This window comes from Rhizorhabdus wittichii, assembly GCF_017607425.1.
Lineage (GTDB): Bacteria > Pseudomonadota > Alphaproteobacteria > Sphingomonadales > Sphingomonadaceae > Rhizorhabdus > Rhizorhabdus wittichii.
On the sequence record NZ_CP059319.1, the window covers coordinates 2,466,504 to 2,485,646 of the forward strand.

Here is a 19,143-nt window from a genome sequence, read left to right on the forward strand (position 1 = left end):
GCCGCCATGTCGACCTTGGCCGCTCCGCGGGATGCCGCTTCGTCGCCGCTGCTGCCCGCCGGGGTCGAGATCATCCTCGACCTGTCGCGCCTGCTGTCGCGGACGCTCCATGCGATGCCGACCGGCATCGACCGGGTCGAGCTGGTCTATGCGCGCCAGCTTCTCGACCTGGTGCCGGACCGGCTGCGCTTCGCGGCGGTCAATCCGTTCGGTATCTACGGACGGCTGCCCCATGCGGCGGTGCTGCGCTTCCTCGACGAGACCGAGGCTCGCTGGGCGGAGCGCGCGGCGCCGGGCCGGCGCGCGATGACGCTCGCCGCCGCGCGCACGCTGGCCCGGCTCGCCCCCCGCCCGGTGCCCCGGCCCGCGCCGGGCGTCCGCCGCTATTATGTCCAGGCGTCGCCGCATCACCTGCACCGCCCCGAGCGGGTCCGCGCCAAGCTGCGCGCCGAGCAGGCCCGCTTCATCTGCCTGGTCCACGACCTGATCCCGATCGAATTCCCCGAATATGCGCGCCCCAACGGCGCGGCGACCCATCGGCTGCGGATCGGCACCATGGCGGCGCTGGCCGACGGGCTGATCGCCAACAGCCAGGCGACCGCGGATTCGATGGCCCGCTTCCTGACCGGCACCACGCCGCCGCCGATCCGGGTCGCCCATCTCGGCTGCGACCCGCTGCCCGAGGGCGACGACGGTCCGCTGCCCATCCCCGCCCCCTATTTCGTCGTGCTGAGCACGATCGAGCCGCGCAAGAACCACCTGCTGCTGCTCCACGTCTGGCGGCGGATGGCGGAGACGCTGGGCCCCGAGCGGACGCCGCACCTGGCGATCGTCGGCCGGCGCGGCTGGGAGAATGAGAACGTCCTCGACATGCTCGAGCGGTGCGAGGCGATCCGCGGCCATGTCCACGAGCTGGCGGGCCTGTCCGACCGCGGGGTCGCCGCGCTGCTCCGCAACGCCCGCGCGCTGCTGCTGCCGTCCTTCGCCGAAGGATTCGGCATGCCGGTCACGGAGGCGCTGATGGCGGGGACGCCGGCGATCTGCAGCGACCTGCCGGCGTTGCGCGAGGCCGGCGGCGCGGTGCCCGAATTCCTCGATCCACTCGACGGCCCCGCCTGGGCCGACATGATCCTCGACTATGCCGCCGACCGCTCGGAACGGCGCGATCGACAGATGGAGCGGCTGCGGGGCTGGACACCGCCGGGGTGGCGCGGGCATATCGCCACCGTGCTTGACCTGGTTCGCGAACTCGATTCCGGCGGGAGCGGCGGCGCGTGACGGCGACCCGCTCCTCCTTCTACCGGGACCTTACCCTGCAGCTCGACGTGATCGGGGCGCTGGTGCTGCGCGAGCTGCACACCCGCTTCGGCCGCAACAATATCGGCTATCTGTGGATGGTCGGCGAGCCGCTGATGCTGGCCACCGTGATCGGCGCGCTGCACGCCTTCCAGCCGGGCCATATCGGATCGACGATGCCGCCGGTCGCCTTCTCGCTGGTCGGCTACTGCGTCTTCATCATCTTCCGCGGCATCTTCAACCGGGCCGAGAGCATCCTGGAGAGCAGCCTGCCGCTGATGTACCACCGGATGATATCGGTGCTGAACCTGTCGCTGGCCCGCGTCGTGGTCGAGGCGGCGGGGTGCGTCACCACCTTCGTGCTGCTCTACACGATCATCATCCTGCTCGGCTTCGCCGAACCGCCCGCCCGCCCGCTCTGGGCGATCGGCGGCGTCGCCGGGATGATCTGGATATCCTTCGCCTGGGGCCTCAACGTCACCGCGATCACCTTCGAGAAGCCGACGCTGCAGCGGCTGGTCCACCCGATATCCTATTTCATGATGCCGCTGTCGGGCGCCTTCTTCGCGGTGGAATGGATGCCGGTCTCGATCCAGAACGCGGCCAACTGGTTCCCGCTGGTCAACATCTTCGAGATCACCCGCTACGGCATGTTCGAGGCCGCGTCGGACAAGCATCTGTTCCCCGGCTACCTCATCGCCAACTGCGCCATTTACACCTATACCGGACTGATCGGCATTCGGCGGGTTCGCAATCGCATCCACCTGCACTAAACACCGTTCAGCCAGTTTCATTCGGATAATCGATGCACGGAATCATCAAGCCCCACGCCAGCCAGGAAGCCGCCGAGCAACGCTGGCCGGACGCCTTGCGCGGCTGGGCCCATCGCAACAAATGGTTCGTGCTGGTGGTGTTGGCGCCGACCCTGCTCGTCGCCGCCTATTATTATCTGTTCGCGTCCGACCAATATCAGTCGGAGGCGCATTTCATCGTCCGCACCGCGGACAGCTCGCCGATGCCGTCGATGGGCTTCAGCCAGCTCCTCGGCCTGGGCGGCGGCGCGTCGCAGTCGCGCAGCGAGGCGATGAGCGTCAACGACTATCTCGATTCGCAGCAGGCCGTGGTCCTGCTCAACCAGCGCGCGAACCTGGTCGAGCGCTTCCGCCGCCCGGAGGCCGACATCGCCACCCGGCTGTGGTTCGCGCAGCCGACCCCCGAAATGCTGATGCGCTACTATCGCAAGCAGGTCGACGTGCGGTTCAACCAGGAGACGGGGATCACCACGCTGCGCGTCCGATCCTTCCGGCCCGACGATTCCTACGCGATCATCAACCAGTTGCTGGGGATGGGCGAGGAACGGGTCAACATGCTCAACCGCCGCAGCCAGGCGGACGCGCTCAAGAATGCGCACCGCCAGCTCGGCGAGGCCGAACAGGGCCTGTTCGACATCCAGCGCCAGCTGACCGCCTTCCGCCAGCAGCGCGGCGACCTCGACCCCGAGGTTTCGGGCAAGACCCAGCTGAGCCTGATCGCGACGCTGCAGGGACAGCTCACCAGCGCCCGCGCGCAGCTCAACGCGATGCAGGGGATCATCGCCCCGACCAGCCCGCAATATGTCGCCGTCGCGGCGCGGGTCCGCGCGCTCGAGGCACAGGTCGCCGGCCAGGCCGGCAAGCTCACCGCCGGCGGCGGATCGACCGCGGCGCGGCTGGGCAATTACCAGGACCTCCAGATCCGCCAGGAATTCGCGGCGAAGCGCTACGAGGTCGCCGCCGCCAACCTGGAGAAGGCGCGCGACACGGCGACGAAGCAGCAGCTCTACATCGTCCGCGTGGTCGACCCGAACGTGCCGGTGAAGTCCGAATTCCCCGAACGCGGCAAGATGCTTCTGACAGTCTTCCTGTCGCTGCTGATCGCCTATGGCATCGGCTGGCTGCTGGCCGCCGGCGTGCGCGAGCATTCGCTGTAGGGACGTTTCGGAAAAGTTGGGGAATGGATGGCCGCCATCCCGCGTATATTCGCGGGATGAAGCGGCCACGGGACAGCAGGGGAGTACCGGTTTGGAGCTGACGATCCTCCAGACTTCGGATGCGTTCAAATATAGCCGCATGCTGCGGGCCACGTCGCGCACCGCGATCGAATATTGCCGGCGGCACGGCTTCGCCTATGAAAGCTTCGTCGGCATCAAGCGCGGCTTCCATGGCGCGCACGCGACGTTCAACCGCATGTTCATGCTGACCGAGCTGATCGAGCGCGGCTATCGCGGCTGGGCGCTCTACATGGACGCCGACGCCTATATCTACGATCTGGCCTTCGATCTCCGCGCCTATCTCGCCGACAAGCAGCGGCACTCGGCGATCATGACGACCATCCCGGGCGAGACGGTGCCCTGGCACATCAACGCGGGGGTGCTGTTCTTCAACCTCGCCCACCCGTCGAGCGCCGACCTGATCGCGGAATGGAAGCGGCGCTTCATGGCCATTCCCGAGGAAAGGCTGCGCACCCTCACCTCCGTCTGGGACTATGACAATGACCAGACGATGCTCTACCAGTCGCTCGACCAGAATGTGGCGCTGCGCGACCCCGTGCTGTTCGAGGATCCGATGATCTTCAATCACCACGAGGCGCACTTCATCCGGCAGTTCCTCCATTCGCTGGACACCGACATCGAGCGAAGGACGGACACGATCGCGACGGCGGTCGCCCGGGTCCTCGGCGATGCCGGCGACGGAAGCCCGGCCAGCAGCGTGACCGCCGCCCTGTACCGCCTCATCCTGAAACGGGAGCCCGATCCGGGCAGCGCCAGCTATTCCCATCTCATTGCCGCGAAAGGACTGGAACATGGCATTCCGGAAGTCGTCGGCCTGTTACTCGACAGCCCTGAATATCGGACGAGAATCGGCGCGGAGCTTGCTCTCCGCGACACGGAAGCTCCTGGGAAGCAAGACGGCTGAGATGATCAGTCGGGATGACGTGATCGACGGCTATCGCGAGATATTGGGCCGGGAACCGGAAAACGACCTGGTGATCGACCATCACCGGCATTTCGAGACACGGACCGACCTTTTTGCGGCACTACTCCAATCGGACGAATTCCGGGGCGGGTTCCGGACACGCTTCACGTCGGAAAAGGCGATCACCCTCGACATGCTGGACGAGGTGGCGCTCGACTTCGAGAAGGGCAATCACGACCGCTGGCGAGGCCATTCGCTGAGCCTGCCCGATTGGTTCGACCCGACCCTCGATCCCTGGGGAGCCGCCTATCGGGACCAGATGCTGAAGCTGTGGGAGGCGATCACCAACCGGTCGGGCTACCAGCCGGCCAGCAACGAGGATACGCCCGAGATCGCCGATCTGGACGCGACCTTCCGTCCCGCCTTCTATGCGTCGGGCGATACAAGGTTCGCGGGCGGCCAGCTCATGGCGATGGGCCATATCCTGATGCGCAGCGACATCGCCGCCGGGCAGCGGGTGCTCGAATATGGCGCCGGTTTCGGCCTGACCGCCCTCTCCTTCGGCAGGCTCGGCGCGAAGGTGGACACGGTCGACATCAATCCCGCCTTCTGCCGGGCCGTGCAGACCGCAGCGGATCGCTACCAGGTCGACCTGACGCCGCACGTCGGAGAGTTCGGCTTCAACCCGGCCGGCATTCCCAATGCCTACGACCTGATCTTCTTCTACGAGAGTTTCCACCACGCGCTGGATTTCGCGCCGCTGCTCCCACGCCTGCGGGATCTCCTGACCCCGACCGGCAAGGTCATCCTCGCCGGGGAACCCATCTTCGACGCGCTCTGTTCCGACCTGCCCTATCTATGGGGATTCCGGCTCGACTGGGAGAATGTCGCCGTGATGCGGATTCGCGGCTGGCTCGAACTCGGCTTCCAGAAGAATTTCCTGATCGGCGAGTTCGCGCGGGCGGGGTTCGAATGTGCAGAGCATCGCGACCCCAATTCCCATTGGGCGCAGGTCTACGAGTTCCGGCAGCGGGGCTGATCGCTCCGCCGCCCTCTCCCGAACCAGCGACCGTTATCGGACGCGTTGCGCCGCGACGACATGGCTCAGCCCGCTTTCGCCGGCGACGCCATTCTCGCGGATTTCGAGCGCCCGGCAGCCCATCTCCTCGATGATCTCGAAGATCAGCTTCTGGGGAAGCGCGTTCATCTCCATCGACGGCTGCTCGTTCGCCAGATAGTGCGCCGCCGTGAAGGATTGTCCCTGCATGAAGGTGGGCATCTGGATGATCGCCACGCCGCCCGGCGCCAGCGCCCGCAGCAGGTTGCGATAGAGGCTGGCCATCACCGGCGGCGGATTGTGCTGGAGGACGATCAGGCTGATCACCAGATCGAAATCGCGATAGCGATCGAGATCGTCGGGCGCCGCGATGCTCTCGAACGATATGTTGGCGACGGCGCTCTCCCGCGCCCGCTCGGTCGCCAGCCGCAGATGCGGCGGTGAGATGTCGACCCCCACGACCTGATCGGCATGGGCCGCCAGGCCAAGCGTCAGCCGCCCGACGCCGCAACCGAAATCGAGCGCCTTGCCGAACCTGACGGGCAAGCCGGCGCGCCGCAGGAAATGGAGATGCAGATCGACGTCGTTGCGCCCGCTGGCGTAGAAGGCATCGATGTTGGCGGCGAGGTTTTCCTGGCGAAAGGAGTCGCTGGTGAGGACCGACCAGTGCGGCTCGGTTTCCCCGAACGTCTTCCACGCCTCCCCGATCCGGTCGAACATCGCCTGGAGCTGCTCATCGGAACAGGCGATGTCGATATCGGTCCGATCGACGTCGAAGAAGCGTCCGACGGGCAACGGCGCATATGGACCGGCGAAACGGCGCTGGAACTCGGGGCTGCCGAGAAAGGCCTGGCGCAGATGGTTTCGATCGGATGCCCCCATCTGGAGCTCGATGACAGCCTCGCTCTCGGGCTCGCGGCCCAGCAACATGCGGTAGGCCCAGATGACTTCCTCGCGGGAAACGCTCATATTCCGTCCGATCGTCCGTATATGGTGGGAAAAGGCAGCGGGACGACACTTCCCGTCCCCCCTTCGACTAGTGCATTGACGAACCTGCCCATGGCAAGCCTTTGCCGCCGCAGGATTATCCGAACCGGACCAATTCCGGCGCGCTTCCACATTCCCGGTCAGACCAGCAGATAATGCTCCTCGACATAGCCCGCCCGCAGCCAGTGGCGGTGGCGGGCGGCGAGGCGATAGCCGCCGGCCTCGCGGAGCAGGTCGGATACGGGGGCCTGGCCGGGCGCGGCCGCCTCGTGGTTGATGCTGAAGACGTGCCGGATGCCGATCCGCGCCGCGTCGCGGAGATGGGCGACCGCCGCCGCCTGCTTCATTCCCGGCAGCGTGTCGGCGTTGAACAATATGTCGATCGATCCCGGCGGCTGCGCGGCGAAGTCGGCGAGCGGCTCCGGCTGCAACGGCCCTGCCCCGGCGAGCAGATAGGCCTGGATCGCGTTCATCGTCGGCGTGTCGAACAGCCGGTATCGGGTCAGGCCCAGGCGCAGCGCATAATAGGCCGTCAGCCCGGCCCCGCCGTCGATCTCGGCGATTCGCGCATCATTGCCCAGGCCGGCCGTGTCGGCGAGCTGGCGGAGCCGCCAGGCCGCGTGGATCGCGTCGAGCATCCGCATGTGGAGGACGATGCCCCGCCCCACGGCGATGCCGAGATGGCCGCCGACCGAGGCCGGCGGGGCGAGATCGACTCCCAGCGCCGCCTCGACCCCGGCGAACAGCTCGGCCGGGTCGGTCAGCGCATTCTCGCCCCAGCGGCCATTCTCCGGATTTTCGAGCGGCAGCACGCCCACCGCCTCCGCCAGCGAGACGAGCTTGTCATAGGTCCAGCCCGCCAGCCGCCTGGCGAAGCCGCGATCGCGCGCGCGCGCATGCTGGCGCGCGCCGCCGAGAAAGCCCTGCGCGGCCTGCGACCGGCCCAGGCCGGCCAGTTCCGCCGCCACCGTCGCGGCGTCGTTGGCGCGAAGGCCGTCGGCCAGGACCTGCTGATAAGCGGGCCATCCCGCATCGCCTCCCCCCGCGGCCGACCACGCCGCGGCGATCCCGGCCGCGACCGCCGGCAGCGGATCGGGCACCGGCGCCTCGACCAGTTCCGGAATGCGTCCCTCGGGATGCGCGAAGCGCGCCGCCCAGCGCTGATCCGCGTCGGTCATGAGGGCGGACCGCATGTTTCCGCCGCGACGCAGGGCGAGCGACACCGCCTCTGCCAGGGCGTCCGTCCGCGCCTCCAGCGTCGGTCCCAGCGTGCGCAACTGCTGGCGGATGAAGCGGGCGTCCGGTCCGTTGAGCAGGCTCATCGGCTCGACCAGAACGGCCCGGGCGATCGCCTCGTCCCGCTCCAATATCTTATGCAGCAAATCCTGGTCGTTGCCGGCGCCCATCCATTCCACGGCGCCTCGCAGCGTTTCGTCGCTGTGCGCGGCGAAGGCGGCGCTCCATCGCGCGACCAGTTCGCGGCCGAGCGGATGGCCGAGGTTGATCAGCGCGACGCCGGCATTGACGTCCCAATGCTCGCCCGTCACCCCCGAGGTCGCGAAGATCGCGGCGCGATCCCCCTTGTCGGCCAGATAGGCGGCCAGGTCGAAATCGAGATCCTGGATATAGGCGTCGGCGTCGAGATAGACCGCCCAGCCGGTGAAGCCCCGCGCGACCAGTTCCTCCAGCATCGGGATGCGGTTGAAGGTCGCCTGCCAGGGGTGGAAGCCGCGCTTGACGCCCAGGAAGCTCTCATAGCCGAAGCCGTGCCGACGGCAATATTCGCGGACGCCGGCGGCGGTGATCGCCAGCATCGGCGCATAATGCTCGGCATCGGCGGTCTGGAGGAACAGCACCCCGCCCTCGTCGCGCGCCTCGCGCACCCGCGCCCGGGCCGCAGCGCCGAGGCGCAGCACCGCGCAGAACTCGTTCCGGCCGTGCGCGGTATCGTAGACCCCGGCCAGCTCAAGGCCGATCAGCCCAAGTTCCGTCAACGTCTCGATCGTCGTGCGGAAGCTGTCGGGCGTGAAATACCAGGCGTGGACGTCGATATAGCGGCCGGGATTGAAGTCATGGCTGCGCATCGCCTTTTCCACCTGCGCCACGCGGTCGGCCCGGACGGCGGGGCCATGGTCCCCGGCCCAGTGGAGGCGCGGATCATTATGGGTGGTCAGCGCGTGATGCTCGATCACGCTCGCCAGGCTATGCCGCCGCCGCTGCTCGCGATGCGCCTCGATCACGTCGGCGATCGTGCTTTCGGCGATATGATGGTCGAAGCAATAGCGCTTGTCGGGCACGATCAGGCAGAACAGGCCGTCGGCCCGCAATATCCGCTCGATCTGCTGGAGATGGTGGATCAGGTCGGGCTGATGCTCGATCGCATGGCTGCTGATCACCGCGTCGAAGCGCCGCCGTACCTGCTCGAGCCCGCCGACATAGTCGATATGCGCGGGGCATCCGGCCGGATCGGCGCCGACCTCCACCGCCCGCGCGCGCAACTGCGCGGCATCGAGCACGTCGAGATAGGCGATGTTGGGCCCGCGCAGCAGGGGCCGGCAAAACGGCCCGATCTCCAGCACCGAGCGCCCGTCGGCGATCAGCCCGATCAGATTCTCGCGCAGCGCCAGCGGCGAGGCGATCCGCCCCTCGGCCCGGCCGGTCGCGGCATAATGGTCGGCTGCGGCATCGGCAGCGATCGCCAAGTCGGGATTGGCCGACAGATAATAGTCGGCGTCGAAGGCGGGCGGCAGGTCGGCTACGGCTACGGCCGGATCGTCGGTGAAGGGCGTCTGCGTGGCCATGGCAAGCGGTTAGCGGCTCGATCCGTCCGAGCCTAGGCTTTTGTCGACGGACGCCCCGCGCTCACCGATACCAGGCGCGGGGATCGTCGATCGGCATCAGCTCGAAACTGTCGCGGCTGAGGCCGGGATGCCAGGAGGGATCGTCGTCGAGCCAGCGGCTCCAGCGCTGGTGGAAGGCCGCATATTGGTCCCCGCCCGCGGGCATGTCGCCGCGCGAGGCGCGCTCGGCATGGACCATCTCCGCCTCCGGCGTGCAGACGATCCGATAGCCCAGCGCCCGCAGCCGCAGGCAGAGGTCGATGTCGTTATATTCGAGCGTGAACTGCTCGTCGAAGCCGCCGACCTCCTCCATCAGCGAGCGCCGCGTCGCGAACAGCGCGCCCGTCACCGCCGACCATTCGCGCTGGACCAGCGCCCAGTCCTGATAGCTGCCCGCGACCGTCTCCCGGCCCGCCCAGACATGGGCGATCGCGCCGAACAGCGGGCCGATGCCGGCATGCTGGAGCCGGCCGTCCTCGTAGAGCAGGCGCCCGCTGGCGCCGCCGACGCCCTCGTCCATCGCGAAGCCGACCAGCGCCTCGAGCCAGCCGGGTTCGGTGGGAAGCAGATCGTCGTTCATCATCACGATCTGCTCGCTCCCGGCGGCGCGCCACAGCCGGTTCATCTTCGCGGCATAGTTGAACGGCTCGTCGTCGCCGCGCGGCGTCTCGATCCGGCGCAGCGCGAAGGGCCAGGCGCGCTTCGCCCAGGCCGGCTCGCCCGCGACGTCGTCGCCGACGATCACGGTCAGCCGGTCCATCGGCCAGTCGGTGGCGACGAGCGCCTTGAGCAGCCGCTCGACATAGGCGGTGCGCCCGCCCGGCAGCTTGCTCCGCCGGGTCGGGATGAGCAGCGACACCGGTGGATGGTCGCGACCGAACCGCCGTTCCTGCACCAGCGTGCCCGGCGCGCGGCCGGGGCGGAAGCGATGGTGGGCGAAACGTGGCTGCGCCGCGAGCATCGCCTGTCGCACCACCGGGTCGGCCTGCGGGCGCGGCCCCGGATGGAGCAGCAGCACCCTGGCGATCCGCTCGATCGAGACGCCGGCATGGTGCGCGCGCAGCAGCAGATCGTCGAGCAGCGCCGTGCCCATCCCCGCGCGCAGACCGAGGTCGGCAAGCACCGAGGCGCGGACGATCAGCGGCGCGCCGATATAGTCCTGCGCGGCGAGCAGGGTCAGGTCGAAGGCCGGCTTCAGCCGGAGTTGGTCGATCCCGCGCTCGGCCCCTGCCGCGAAATCGTCGCCGTAGAAGATGCCGACATCGGGACGGGCCTCGGCCGCCTGGCGCCAGTCGCGCTCGATCATCGGCGCGAGGATGGCGCCGCGCGGGGCGAGGATGACCCACGCGGCGCGGTCGGTCGGCAGGTCCTCGGGCAGCGGCGTATCGAGCGCGCCATCGGGGGCCAGGGCGACAAGGCTCAGCCCCGGGCCGAGGATCGCCTGCTCGACCGGCATGCCGGCCAGGAGATTGGGCTCGACATGGACGCCACCGCCGCCGGCCGGCATCTCGCGCAGCGCCGCGAGGCTGGCCGCGACCCGTTCGCCCACCGCGTCGTAAGAGAGTTGCGCGGCGACCCGCGCGCGCGCGGCGGCGCCCTTGCCGTCGCCGCCGGCTTCGATCGCGTCGGCCGCGCGCGCCAGCGTGGCGGCGAGCGCCGGCTCGTCGATCCGCGCCCAGTCGCCGCCTTCGGTATAATGGCCGAAATCCTGCTCGAGCCGCCAGGGATGCGCCTTGACCGGCCAGCCGACCGATGCGTCGAGGAAGTCGCGACTGCCGCCGAAGTCGGTCGCGACCACCGGCTTGCCCGCCGCCATCGCCTCGGCGATCGTCAGGCCGAACCCCTCGGAGCAATGCGGCGAGGCGTAGAGGTCGGCGAGCGCCGTCAGCTCGGCCAGTTCCTCCGCCGCCATCGCCCGGTCGACCAGCACCACGCCCTCGGTCCCCTCGGCGAGGGCGCGGAACGCCTCGCCTTCCTCGGGCCGGTCCTGGAGATGCTTGGTCTTGAGCAGCAGCGACCAGCCGCGCGCGGCGAGGCCGGATGCCGAGAAGGCGCGGACCAGCGCGGCCGGGTTCTTGCGGACCAGATAGCTCGACCCGTCGAACACATAGAGGATGACACGGCGATCGGCGGGCAGGCCGAGCCGGGCGAGCGCGCCGGCCCGGTCGACCGTCGCCGGCTCGCCCACCGGCACGGCGTGCGGGACCACGTCGACCGGCACGCCGCCCTGCGCGGCGAACAGCTCGGCGCAATAGCGGCTCGGCGCCCAGATCCGGTCGACCGCGCCGAAGTTGCGGCGCCAGGCCGGCGGGATATGGCCCATCTCCCAGACCCAATAGCCGATGCGGCGCTTCGCCCGGGCGATCGTCTCGCGCTGGTCGTCGGTCAGCAGGTGCCAGCTGTCGGGATTGAGATGGACGATCGCGACGTCGGCCGGACCTTCGAAGTCGAGGATGTCGGTGGGCGGGACCAGCGGCTTGTGGATATGGAAGGGCCGCTTGACCGGATGGAGGTTGAGCAGGACGCCGGTGCGCCGGATCGCCGCGATGATCCCGCGGCTGGCATGGCCGAGGCCGTTGTCGTAGTTCCAGGGCCCGAAGAAGGCGACCTTGAGCGGCCGGTCGGCGCGCAGCCCGGCCGGCAGGCGACGGGCCAGCAGCCGGCCGCCATCGTCGACCGGCCCCTCCTCCGCCCCCGCCGCGACCGTCGCCTCGGCGAGCGCGACGTCGAAGCCCGCACCGGCGAGCACGTCGCGCCAGCCGTCGGTGTCGATCGCGTCGAAGCTGCCGCGCAGCAGCAGCACCTTGACGAAGGGCATGCCCTGCCCGAGCAGCCCGCGCCATCCGAACAGCGTCGGGTTGATCGCGGTCGCGCTGGGGAAGAGGATCTCGACCGAGCGCCCGGCCTCCTCGGCGATCTCGGCCAGCCGCACCTCATAGGCGCGGATGACGTGATCCTTGCGGGTCAGCAGCCGGACGTCGTCCATGAAGCCGTGGAACGAGCGCGACGCGAGCAGGCCCGGCTTGATCGCCAGGAAATAGCTCTGGACGTGCCAGCGCCACTCGTGGCTCTCGGTCAGCCCGATCAGGTCGGCGCCGCTGCGGCGGACCCGGTCGACGATCGCGGCGATCCGCGCGTCGTCGGCCGCCGGCACGACGCTGTCGTTGACGAGATAGAGGGTCGCCGCCCCGTACAGCCGGGGATGGAGCTTCAGCGCATGCGCCCAGGCGGCGAAGTCGTAGCCCGCGTTGCGGCGGACCATCGCCGCGTCGACGCTGTCGAGCAGCTCGGCCGGCAGGTCGACGGGCCGGTCGACGGTCGCGACCAGGAAGACGGCGAGCCCCGCCTGCCTGAGCGCGCGAACATAGGGCAGGACGTTGGGCTTGATCTTGCCCGAACGCGAATGGGTCACGAACAGCGCGACCTCGCGCCCAGCCGGCAGGTCGTAGGGCTTGACGATCTCGGCCGGGACCGACCAGGCGGCCGCATGGTCGGCCGGGTGGCGCGACGGCGGGAACAGGAAGAACGGGCCGGGTTCGAGCATGGCGCCGTCGGGCATGCGCCGGGCGATCACCTCGACCCCCTCGCCATTCTCGCCCAGCTCGACATCGAGCGTGGCGCGGAATTCGAGCGCGCCGTCGTCGTTGCGGCCCGGCCGCGCCTGTCCCACCAGCCGGTCGCCGGCGCGGAACACGACCCAGGGATCGTCGACGCCGTCTTCCGACAGGACGCCGGAGACCGATCGCTCGAACCAGCCGTCGAGCCGCCCGCCATGGACCGGCGCCTGTTCGGTCTCCGACCCGCCGCCGGTCTCGGCATCGAGCTCCGCCAGCATGTTCACCGCGCGCTCATTGCCGTCGATCTCGAAGCTGCGGCGGTAGAAGACGATCGCCGCCTCGACATCGCCGCCGCGCCGGGCGAGGTGCCCGCGGCACAGGGCGAGGTCGGCATCGTCCGGGTTCAGCGCATGCGCGGTTCGATAGGCCTGGTCGGCCCCCGCCGGATCGCCGCTCTCGCCCAACATGTGGCCAAGCTGCACCCAGATCGCGAAATCGTCGGGACGGTAGCGGAGATAGCGGCGATAATGGACGGCGGCACCCGCCCATCGCCCGCCGTCGCGCTCGACGCCAGCTTGCACAAATGCGCGCCGGGCCGCGCGCCTCCGTAGAAATCCCCCCGTCATGCGTTATCGGTTAACATGCGGAACAGGACGGAGAAATAGCCACGAGCCATCCGGGAAAACTCTTGAAGACCGGCGGGAAGGACGGCCCGGGAAAAGGGCTCCTTAGGAACAAGAGCGCTTTTAAGGCAAGCCGTTAAGGCTGCAGCAAGCGAGCGATGCCAATTGACAGCCGCGCACAGGCAGCTATGGGGGCGCCCCGGCATGACAGGCATGCCGAGGGTGGAGCCGTCCGCGAACTGGCGGCGAATTCGGATGATCTTCGAGAAGCAGCGTACCGATCATCGACCGGCACATCTTCGTGCCCGCGCCCGGCGGCTGATGCTGGGTTCGGTCCTGCTAGCCTGCCTTCCGTCGCTCCCCGCCCATGCCGAAACGCTGATGGACGCGGTCGAGTCGGCCTATGCGACCAACCCGACGCTGGTCGAACAGCGCTATCGCCAGAAGAGCACCAACGAGACCTACGTCCAGACGCGCGGCCAATATGGCCCAAGCGTCTCGGTCACCGGCCAGGCGACCTACACCTATGAGAAGCTCCGCCAGCGATCGGGCGACAGCTACGACGGCGAACTGAGCGTCAGCGTACGCCAGCCGGTCTATAGCGGCGGCCGCCTGCGCGGCGCCCTCGCCGAGGCCCGCGCCAACGTCCGCGGCAGCCAGGAACAGCTCCGCCGCGTCGAGGGCGAGGTCGTCCGCCTCGTCATCCAGGCCTATGGCGCGGTGCTGCGCGACCAGCAGCGGCTGGAGGTATCGCGCGAGAATGTCGCGGCGCTGCGTGAACAGCTTGCCGAGCGCAAGGCGCGACGCAAGGTGCGCGACGCGACGATCACCGACGTCGCCCAGTCGGACGCCCGACTCGCGGCGGGCGAAAGCCAGCTCGCTTCGGCCGAGGCCCAGCTCGCGATCAGCCGCGGCGACTATCTGCGGATCGTCGGCCATGAGCCGGGCGCGCTGCAGCCGATGCCCGAGCTGCCGGGCCTGCCCGAGACGATCGACGAGGCCTTTGCCGTCGCCGACCAGGAGAATGCCAACCTCACCGCCGCGCGCTTCTCCGAGGAGGCGAGCCGCGCCAACATCGCGGAGCAGCGCGGCAACAAGCGTCCGCAGGCGTCGATCAGCGCCAGCGCCGGCAAGCTCGGCCCGCTGTCGCCCTATGACCGGCATAATCTGACCACCGAAGTCACCGCGCAGATCACGATCACCCAGCCGATCTTCCAGGCCGGCACGATCAGCTCGCGCATCCGCCAGGCGCAGGACCAGAACAACGCCGCGCAGGCCGCGCTCGACGGCGAACGGCGGCAGGCGCTCCAGGACGTCGTCCTGGCCTGGAGCCAGCTCTCCGCCGCGCGTGTCGCGGTGGTGGCCGGCCGCCGCCAAGTCGAAGCCGCCCAGATCACCTTCGCCGGCATGCAGCGCGAGGAGCAATATGGGCTGCGCAGCACGACCGACGTGCTCAATGCCGAGCAGGAGCTGGCATCGGCGCAGCTGACGCTGCTGTCGAGCCGCTACAGCGAATATGTCGCGCGCGCCTCGCTGCTGCTGGCGATGGGCCGGCTCGACGCGCGCACGGTCAATTCGGCGATCCCGGCACGCGACCTCGATGCCGAGTTCAAGCGCGTCCGCTGGCGCGGCATCTCGCCGACCGAACCGGCGGCGATGCTGCTCGACCGGATCGGTTCGGCCAGCCCGCATGCGCGGCCCAAGGTCGAGCTGCGCGGCGCCAACCAGCCGAAGCCGACCGGCGCGACGACGATGCCGCCGCCGCCGCCCAAGGATTCGGTGGAAGAGCCACTCACCCCGATCAGCAAGAGCCGGGTCGTGACCGCCGCCGAGATTCCGTCGATCGTCGGCGACTATGGCGACCCGCCGCCGCTCCCCGACGATCCTCGATGAAAAGCCTTAGCCGAGCACCGGCCACGATGGTAATGAGCCGCTCCCGGCGGCCTTGCCGGCGGATGCCGCAACCAGGAACGACTGCGCGATGATATCCGTCCTGTTCGAGAAGAACATGATCACCGATGCGCTGAAGAAGGGGAAGAACTCCTTCATCTGCGCGGCGCTGTTCAGCCTCGCGAGCAACCTGCTCTACCTGGCGCTGCCGATCTACACCAACCAGATCTATTCGCGGGTGCTCAACAGCCACAGCGGCTCGACGCTGCTCGTCCTGACCGGCGGCGCGCTGGTGGTGTTCATGGTCTCGGGCGTGCTCGACCATTATCGCACGCAGGTGCTGACCAATTTCTCGGTGGCGTTCGACCGCCAACTCGCGAGCCCGACCTTCGCGGCGCTGTTCGACCTCGTCGTCCGGCGGATGGGCGGGTCGCACGCCCAGGCGCTGCGCGATCTCGACGCGATCCGCGGCGCGATCAGCGGAGCCGCGGTCAGCGTCCTGTTCGACCTGCCCTGGATGCCGATCTTCATGGGCCTGCTGTTCATCATCGATCCGTGGATCGGCGTCGTCACGCTGGTCGGCGGCATCATCCTGCTGATCCTGGCGATGCTCCAGGACCGCGCCACCCATTCGGCGCTCAAGCAGGCGAGCGCCGCGTCGATCAAGAGCTATTCGTTCACCGACGCCGCGCTGCGCAATTCGGAGGTCGTGCGCGCGCTGGGCATGCTGCCGACGCTCGGCAGCGCCTGGGCCGGCTATCGCCAGATGGCGCAGCGGATGACGATCGTGGCGAACAGCCGGGGCAGCTTCTACTCCAGCGCGATCCGCTTCGTCCGCATGGGAATCCAGATCGCGACCATCGCGGTCGGCGCCTATCTGGTGATCAACGGCGACATCGCGTCCGGCCTGCTGTTCGCCAACATGATTCTCGCATCGCGCGCGCTGGCGCCGATCGACCGGATCGTCGGATCCTGGAAGATCCTGTTCGAGGCGTCACAATCCTATCGCCGGCTGGAGAAGGTGCTCGGCGAGTATGAGCCGCCGGTGCCCGCGACCCAGCTGCCCGCTCCGCAGGGACGGATCACGTTCGAGGGGGTCAGCTTCTCGACCGCCGTTTCGCCCACGCCGATCCTGAGCGGTGCCGGCTTCCTGATCCAGCCCGGCGAGATGATCGGCATCATCGGCCCGTCAGGCGCGGGCAAGTCGACGCTGCTCCGCCTGATGGTCGGTATCTGGAAGCCGACGGCGGGCACGGTCCGCCTCGACGGCGCGGACGTCTATAGCTGGGAGCGCGGCGATTTCGGCAAGCATGTCGCCTATCAGCCACAGGACACCGAATTGTTCGCGGGAACCGTGCGCAGCAATATCTGCCGCTTCCTCCCCAACGCCCAGGATGCCGACATCATCAGGGCCGCCCAGGCAGCGGGTGCGCACGAGTTGATCCTGCGCCTGCCCAAGGGCTATGAGACCGAACTCGGCGAAGGCGGCTCCGTTCTCTCGGCTGGACAGCGGCAGCGCGTCGGCCTCGCCCGCACCCTCTACGGTGATCCGAAGGTCGCCGTGCTCGACGAGCCCAACGCCAATCTCGACGCGGAGGGCGAAGCCGCGCTCGCCGAAGCGATCAGGGGGCTGAAGGAGCGCGGAACCACCGTGGTCATGGTGTCGCACAAGCCGAGCGTGCTGGCCCACGCCGACAAGCTGATGATGGTGCGCGGCGGCCGGATCGAACGCTTCGGCCCGCGCGAGGAGGTGATGCGCTCGCTCACGCCTCAGAAGAAGCCGGCGCCGGCGCTCGAGGAGGTCAAGTCGTGAAATTCCTCCCCGATCTCCGCCGCATGCTGACCCGCGCCGAGCCTGCACCAGACGAGGAAACGGACGCCGCCCCGACCGACCTCGTCGCGTTCAGCCTCGCCCCCGCCCAGAGCGACCCCGAGCTGGAGCGCGACCTGCGCCGGCCGATGCGGACCGGCGGAATCGTCGTCCTCGTCCTCGTCTTCGCCCTGCTGGTCTGGGCTGCGATCTTCAAGATCTCCGGCGCGGCGATGGCCACCGGCGTCGTGAAGGTCGAGAACAACAGCAAGAATCTCAGCCGCCTCGAAAGCGGCGTGGTCCGCCAGATCTTCGTCCGGGAGGGGCAGAAGGTCGCCAGGGGGCAGTTGCTGATCCGCTTCGACGACAGCCAGTCGGGCGCCTCGGTCGATATCTATCAGAGCATCGTCGACAGCTCGAACGCCCAGATCGCGCGGTTCCAGGCGGAGGCCGCCGATGCCGCCACCGTCACCTACCCACCCGAGCTGCGCAGCCGGATGAACGACCCGCGCGTCGCCGCACTGATCCAGGGCCAGGATGCCCTGTTCCAGACCCGGACGACGCTCTACCGCAGCCAGGCGCTCGTGCTCGGCTCGCAGGCCCAGCAACTCGAAACGCAGATCAACGGCCTGAACATCCAGGCCCAGGCGATCGACGACCAGAGCAAGCTCATCCGCGAGGAACTGGACGGCGTCCGCGAACTGGCGCGCCAGGGCTATGCCCCGAACAGCCGGCTGCTGGCGCTCGAGCGGAACGCGGTCCAGGTCCGCGGCCAGAAGGGCTCGGTGATGTCCGACATCGCCCGCGTCCGGCAGTCGATCGGCCAGATCCGCCTGCAAATCGCCCAGCTCGAGGACCGTCACCAGACCGAGGTCGCCGACGGCATCCGTGCCGCACAGGAAAAGCTCGCCGACGCGGTGCCGAAGCTGCGCGCCTCGCAGGTGCTGCGCGACCAGTCCGAGGTCCGCGCGCCGGTCGCCGGCTATGTGTTCAACCTGACCCAGTTCACCGAGGGCGGTGTCGCCGGGGCCGGGCAGACGCTGATGCAGATCGTCCCGACCAACACCGAGCTGGTCATCGCGGCCGAGGTTGCCCCGCGTGACATCTCCGACGTCCGTCCAGGCATGCCGGCGCGGGTGACGCTGCTGGGCTTCAACCCGCGGCTCGTCTCCCCGGTCGACGGCACCGTCTCGCTGGTGTCGGCCGACGCGCGGGTCAACGAGAAGACCGGCGCCAGCCATTTCCTCGCCGAGATCACGGTGCCGGCTGCCAATCTCGCCAAGGCGGGACCCAATGTTCACCTGACCCCCGGCATGCAGGCCAGCGTGGCGATCGTCACCGGCGAGCGCTCGATCCTCGACTATCTGCTCGAGCCGTTCACCGACTCCATGCGGACGGCGATGAGGGAGAGATGAGCGGCGACCGCAAGGTCGATTTCCTGGTCGCGGGGGTGCAGAAAGGGGGCACCAGCGCCCTGTTCGATTATCTCCGCGAGCTGCCCGACATCCAGATGCCGGCGGTCAAGGAGGCGCATTTCTTCGACGAGGAGCAGGCGGTAGATTGGTCCAATCCGGACTATTCTGCCTATCATGCCCTGTTCGCGGCGGACGACCGGCTGCGCGGCGAGGCGACCCCGATCTATCTCTATTGGCCCAACGCGCTCGAACGCATCGCCCGCTACCATCCCGCGATCAAGATCATCCTGCTGTTCCGCGATCCGGTCGAACGGGCCTGGTCCCACTGGAAGATGGAATATGCCAAGCGGAAGGAGACCGAGCCCTTCGCCTGGTGCATCCGCGAGGGCCGCGCGCGGGTGGCGGCGGGCGATCCAACGGCGCCGGGTCACCATCGCGTGTTCAGCTATGTCGAGCGGGGTTTCTATGGGGCGCAGGTCGAACGGCTGTTCGCCCTCTTCCCGCGTGAGCAATGCCTGTTGCTGCGGTCCGAGGACCTGCAGCACGACCCGGAGAGCACCCTCAACACGGTCTGCCGATTCCTGGGCGTGGAGCCTCCCGCATCGACCACGCCGCGGACCGTCCATGCGGCGCGCGAGATCGCCTATCCCTCACAATTAGAGCCTGATCCGAAATTAAGTTGAGTGGTATCAGCAAGTTAGCTTGACGCTAGCG

The 19,143-nt window shown here is 68.6% G+C and carries 12 protein-coding genes; 9 read left to right on the forward strand and 3 right to left on the reverse strand.

Going from position 1 to position 19,143, the window contains the following annotated elements:
- Positions 1–6: 6 nt before the first annotated feature.
- The 5 genes from HRJ34_RS11620 (at position 7) to HRJ34_RS11640 (ending at position 5,289) form a co-directional block, all read left to right on the forward strand.
- The gene (locus HRJ34_RS11620) at positions 7–1,278 is read left to right on the forward strand and encodes a glycosyltransferase family 4 protein (protein ID WP_208634172.1); all 1,272 of its coding nucleotides are present in this window, start codon (positions 7–9) and stop codon (positions 1,276–1,278) included.
- Positions 1,275–2,069, forward strand: coding sequence for an ABC transporter permease (locus HRJ34_RS11625; RefSeq protein ID WP_012050199.1), 795 nt, complete (start codon positions 1,275–1,277; stop codon positions 2,067–2,069). Before HRJ34_RS11620 ends, HRJ34_RS11625 begins: the two co-directional genes overlap by 4 nt.
- A gap of 32 nt (positions 2,070–2,101) precedes the next feature.
- A complete protein-coding gene (locus HRJ34_RS11630; protein ID WP_012050198.1) occupies positions 2,102–3,265 on the forward strand; it encodes a capsule polysaccharide transporter in 1,164 nt (387 codons plus the stop codon).
- A 91-nt stretch (positions 3,266–3,356) separates the two neighbouring features.
- Positions 3,357–4,250 carry a hypothetical protein gene (locus HRJ34_RS11635; protein ID WP_208634173.1) on the forward strand — a complete coding sequence of 298 codons (894 nt, stop codon included), beginning with the start codon at positions 3,357–3,359 and terminating at the stop codon, positions 4,248–4,250.
- Between the two features lies 1 nt (position 4,251).
- On the forward strand, positions 4,252–5,289 hold the full coding sequence (locus HRJ34_RS11640) for a class I SAM-dependent methyltransferase (protein WP_029992925.1): 1,038 nt from the start codon (positions 4,252–4,254) through the stop codon (positions 5,287–5,289).
- 33 nt (positions 5,290–5,322) lie between these two features.
- Here HRJ34_RS11640 and HRJ34_RS11645 read toward each other — a convergent pair whose 3' ends face one another.
- The 3 genes from HRJ34_RS11645 to HRJ34_RS11655 all read right to left on the reverse strand — a co-directional run bounded on the left by HRJ34_RS11645 (position 5,323) and on the right by HRJ34_RS11655 (position 13,272).
- Positions 5,323–6,276: a class I SAM-dependent methyltransferase gene (locus HRJ34_RS11645; RefSeq protein ID WP_012050195.1), complete on the reverse strand. Its 954-nt coding sequence runs from the start codon at positions 6,274–6,276 to the stop codon at positions 5,323–5,325.
- Between the two features lie 158 nt (positions 6,277–6,434).
- Positions 6,435–9,095, reverse strand: a complete 2,661-nt coding sequence (locus tag HRJ34_RS11650; RefSeq protein WP_208634174.1) for a class I SAM-dependent methyltransferase — start codon at positions 9,093–9,095, stop codon at positions 6,435–6,437.
- 61 nt (positions 9,096–9,156) lie between these two features.
- Positions 9,157–13,272, reverse strand: coding sequence for a glycosyltransferase (locus HRJ34_RS11655; protein WP_208634175.1), 4,116 nt, complete (start codon positions 13,270–13,272; stop codon positions 9,157–9,159).
- Positions 13,273–13,635: 363 nt separating this feature from the next.
- Here HRJ34_RS11655 and HRJ34_RS11660 point away from each other — a divergent pair, with 363 nt between their 5' ends.
- The 4 genes from HRJ34_RS11660 (at position 13,636) to HRJ34_RS11675 (ending at position 19,112) form a co-directional block, all read left to right on the forward strand.
- The gene (locus HRJ34_RS11660; protein ID WP_208634176.1) at positions 13,636–15,207 is read left to right on the forward strand and encodes a TolC family outer membrane protein; all 1,572 of its coding nucleotides are present in this window, start codon (positions 13,636–13,638) and stop codon (positions 15,205–15,207) included.
- 88 nt (positions 15,208–15,295) lie between these two features.
- Complete coding sequence (locus HRJ34_RS11665) at positions 15,296–17,017, forward strand: type I secretion system permease/ATPase (RefSeq protein WP_208634177.1); 1,722 nt, start codon at positions 15,296–15,298, stop codon at positions 17,015–17,017.
- A complete protein-coding gene (locus HRJ34_RS11670) occupies positions 17,014–18,429 on the forward strand; it encodes an HlyD family type I secretion periplasmic adaptor subunit (RefSeq protein WP_226949161.1) in 1,416 nt (471 codons plus the stop codon). Before HRJ34_RS11665 ends, HRJ34_RS11670 begins: the two co-directional genes overlap by 4 nt.
- Positions 18,426–19,112 carry a sulfotransferase domain-containing protein gene (locus HRJ34_RS11675; RefSeq protein ID WP_226949162.1) on the forward strand — a complete coding sequence of 229 codons (687 nt, stop codon included), beginning with the start codon at positions 18,426–18,428 and terminating at the stop codon, positions 19,110–19,112. Before HRJ34_RS11670 ends, HRJ34_RS11675 begins: the two co-directional genes overlap by 4 nt.
- The last annotated feature ends 31 nt before the right edge of the window (positions 19,113–19,143 follow it).

What these genes read in the sequence shown, in the direction of transcription:
- HRJ34_RS11675 (WP_226949162.1), top strand. Translation starts at nt 18,426, where the DNA reads ATGAGCGGCGACCGCAAGGTCGATTTCCTGGTCGCGGGGGTGCAGAAA.
- HRJ34_RS11665 (WP_208634177.1), top strand. Translation starts at nt 15,296, where the DNA reads ATGATATCCGTCCTGTTCGAGAAGAACATGATCACCGATGCGCTGAAG.
- HRJ34_RS11620 (WP_208634172.1), top strand. Translation starts at nt 7, where the DNA reads ATGTCGACCTTGGCCGCTCCGCGGGATGCCGCTTCGTCGCCGCTGCTG.
- HRJ34_RS11660 (WP_208634176.1), top strand. Translation starts at nt 13,636, where the DNA reads ATGCTGGGTTCGGTCCTGCTAGCCTGCCTTCCGTCGCTCCCCGCCCAT.
- HRJ34_RS11650 (WP_208634174.1), bottom strand. Translation starts at nt 9,095, where the DNA reads ATGGCCACGCAGACGCCCTTCACCGACGATCCGGCCGTAGCCGTAGCC.
- HRJ34_RS11640 (WP_029992925.1), top strand. Translation starts at nt 4,252, where the DNA reads ATGATCAGTCGGGATGACGTGATCGACGGCTATCGCGAGATATTGGGC.
- HRJ34_RS11630 (WP_012050198.1), top strand. Translation starts at nt 2,102, where the DNA reads ATGCACGGAATCATCAAGCCCCACGCCAGCCAGGAAGCCGCCGAGCAA.
- HRJ34_RS11645 (WP_012050195.1), bottom strand. Translation starts at nt 6,276, where the DNA reads ATGAGCGTTTCCCGCGAGGAAGTCATCTGGGCCTACCGCATGTTGCTG.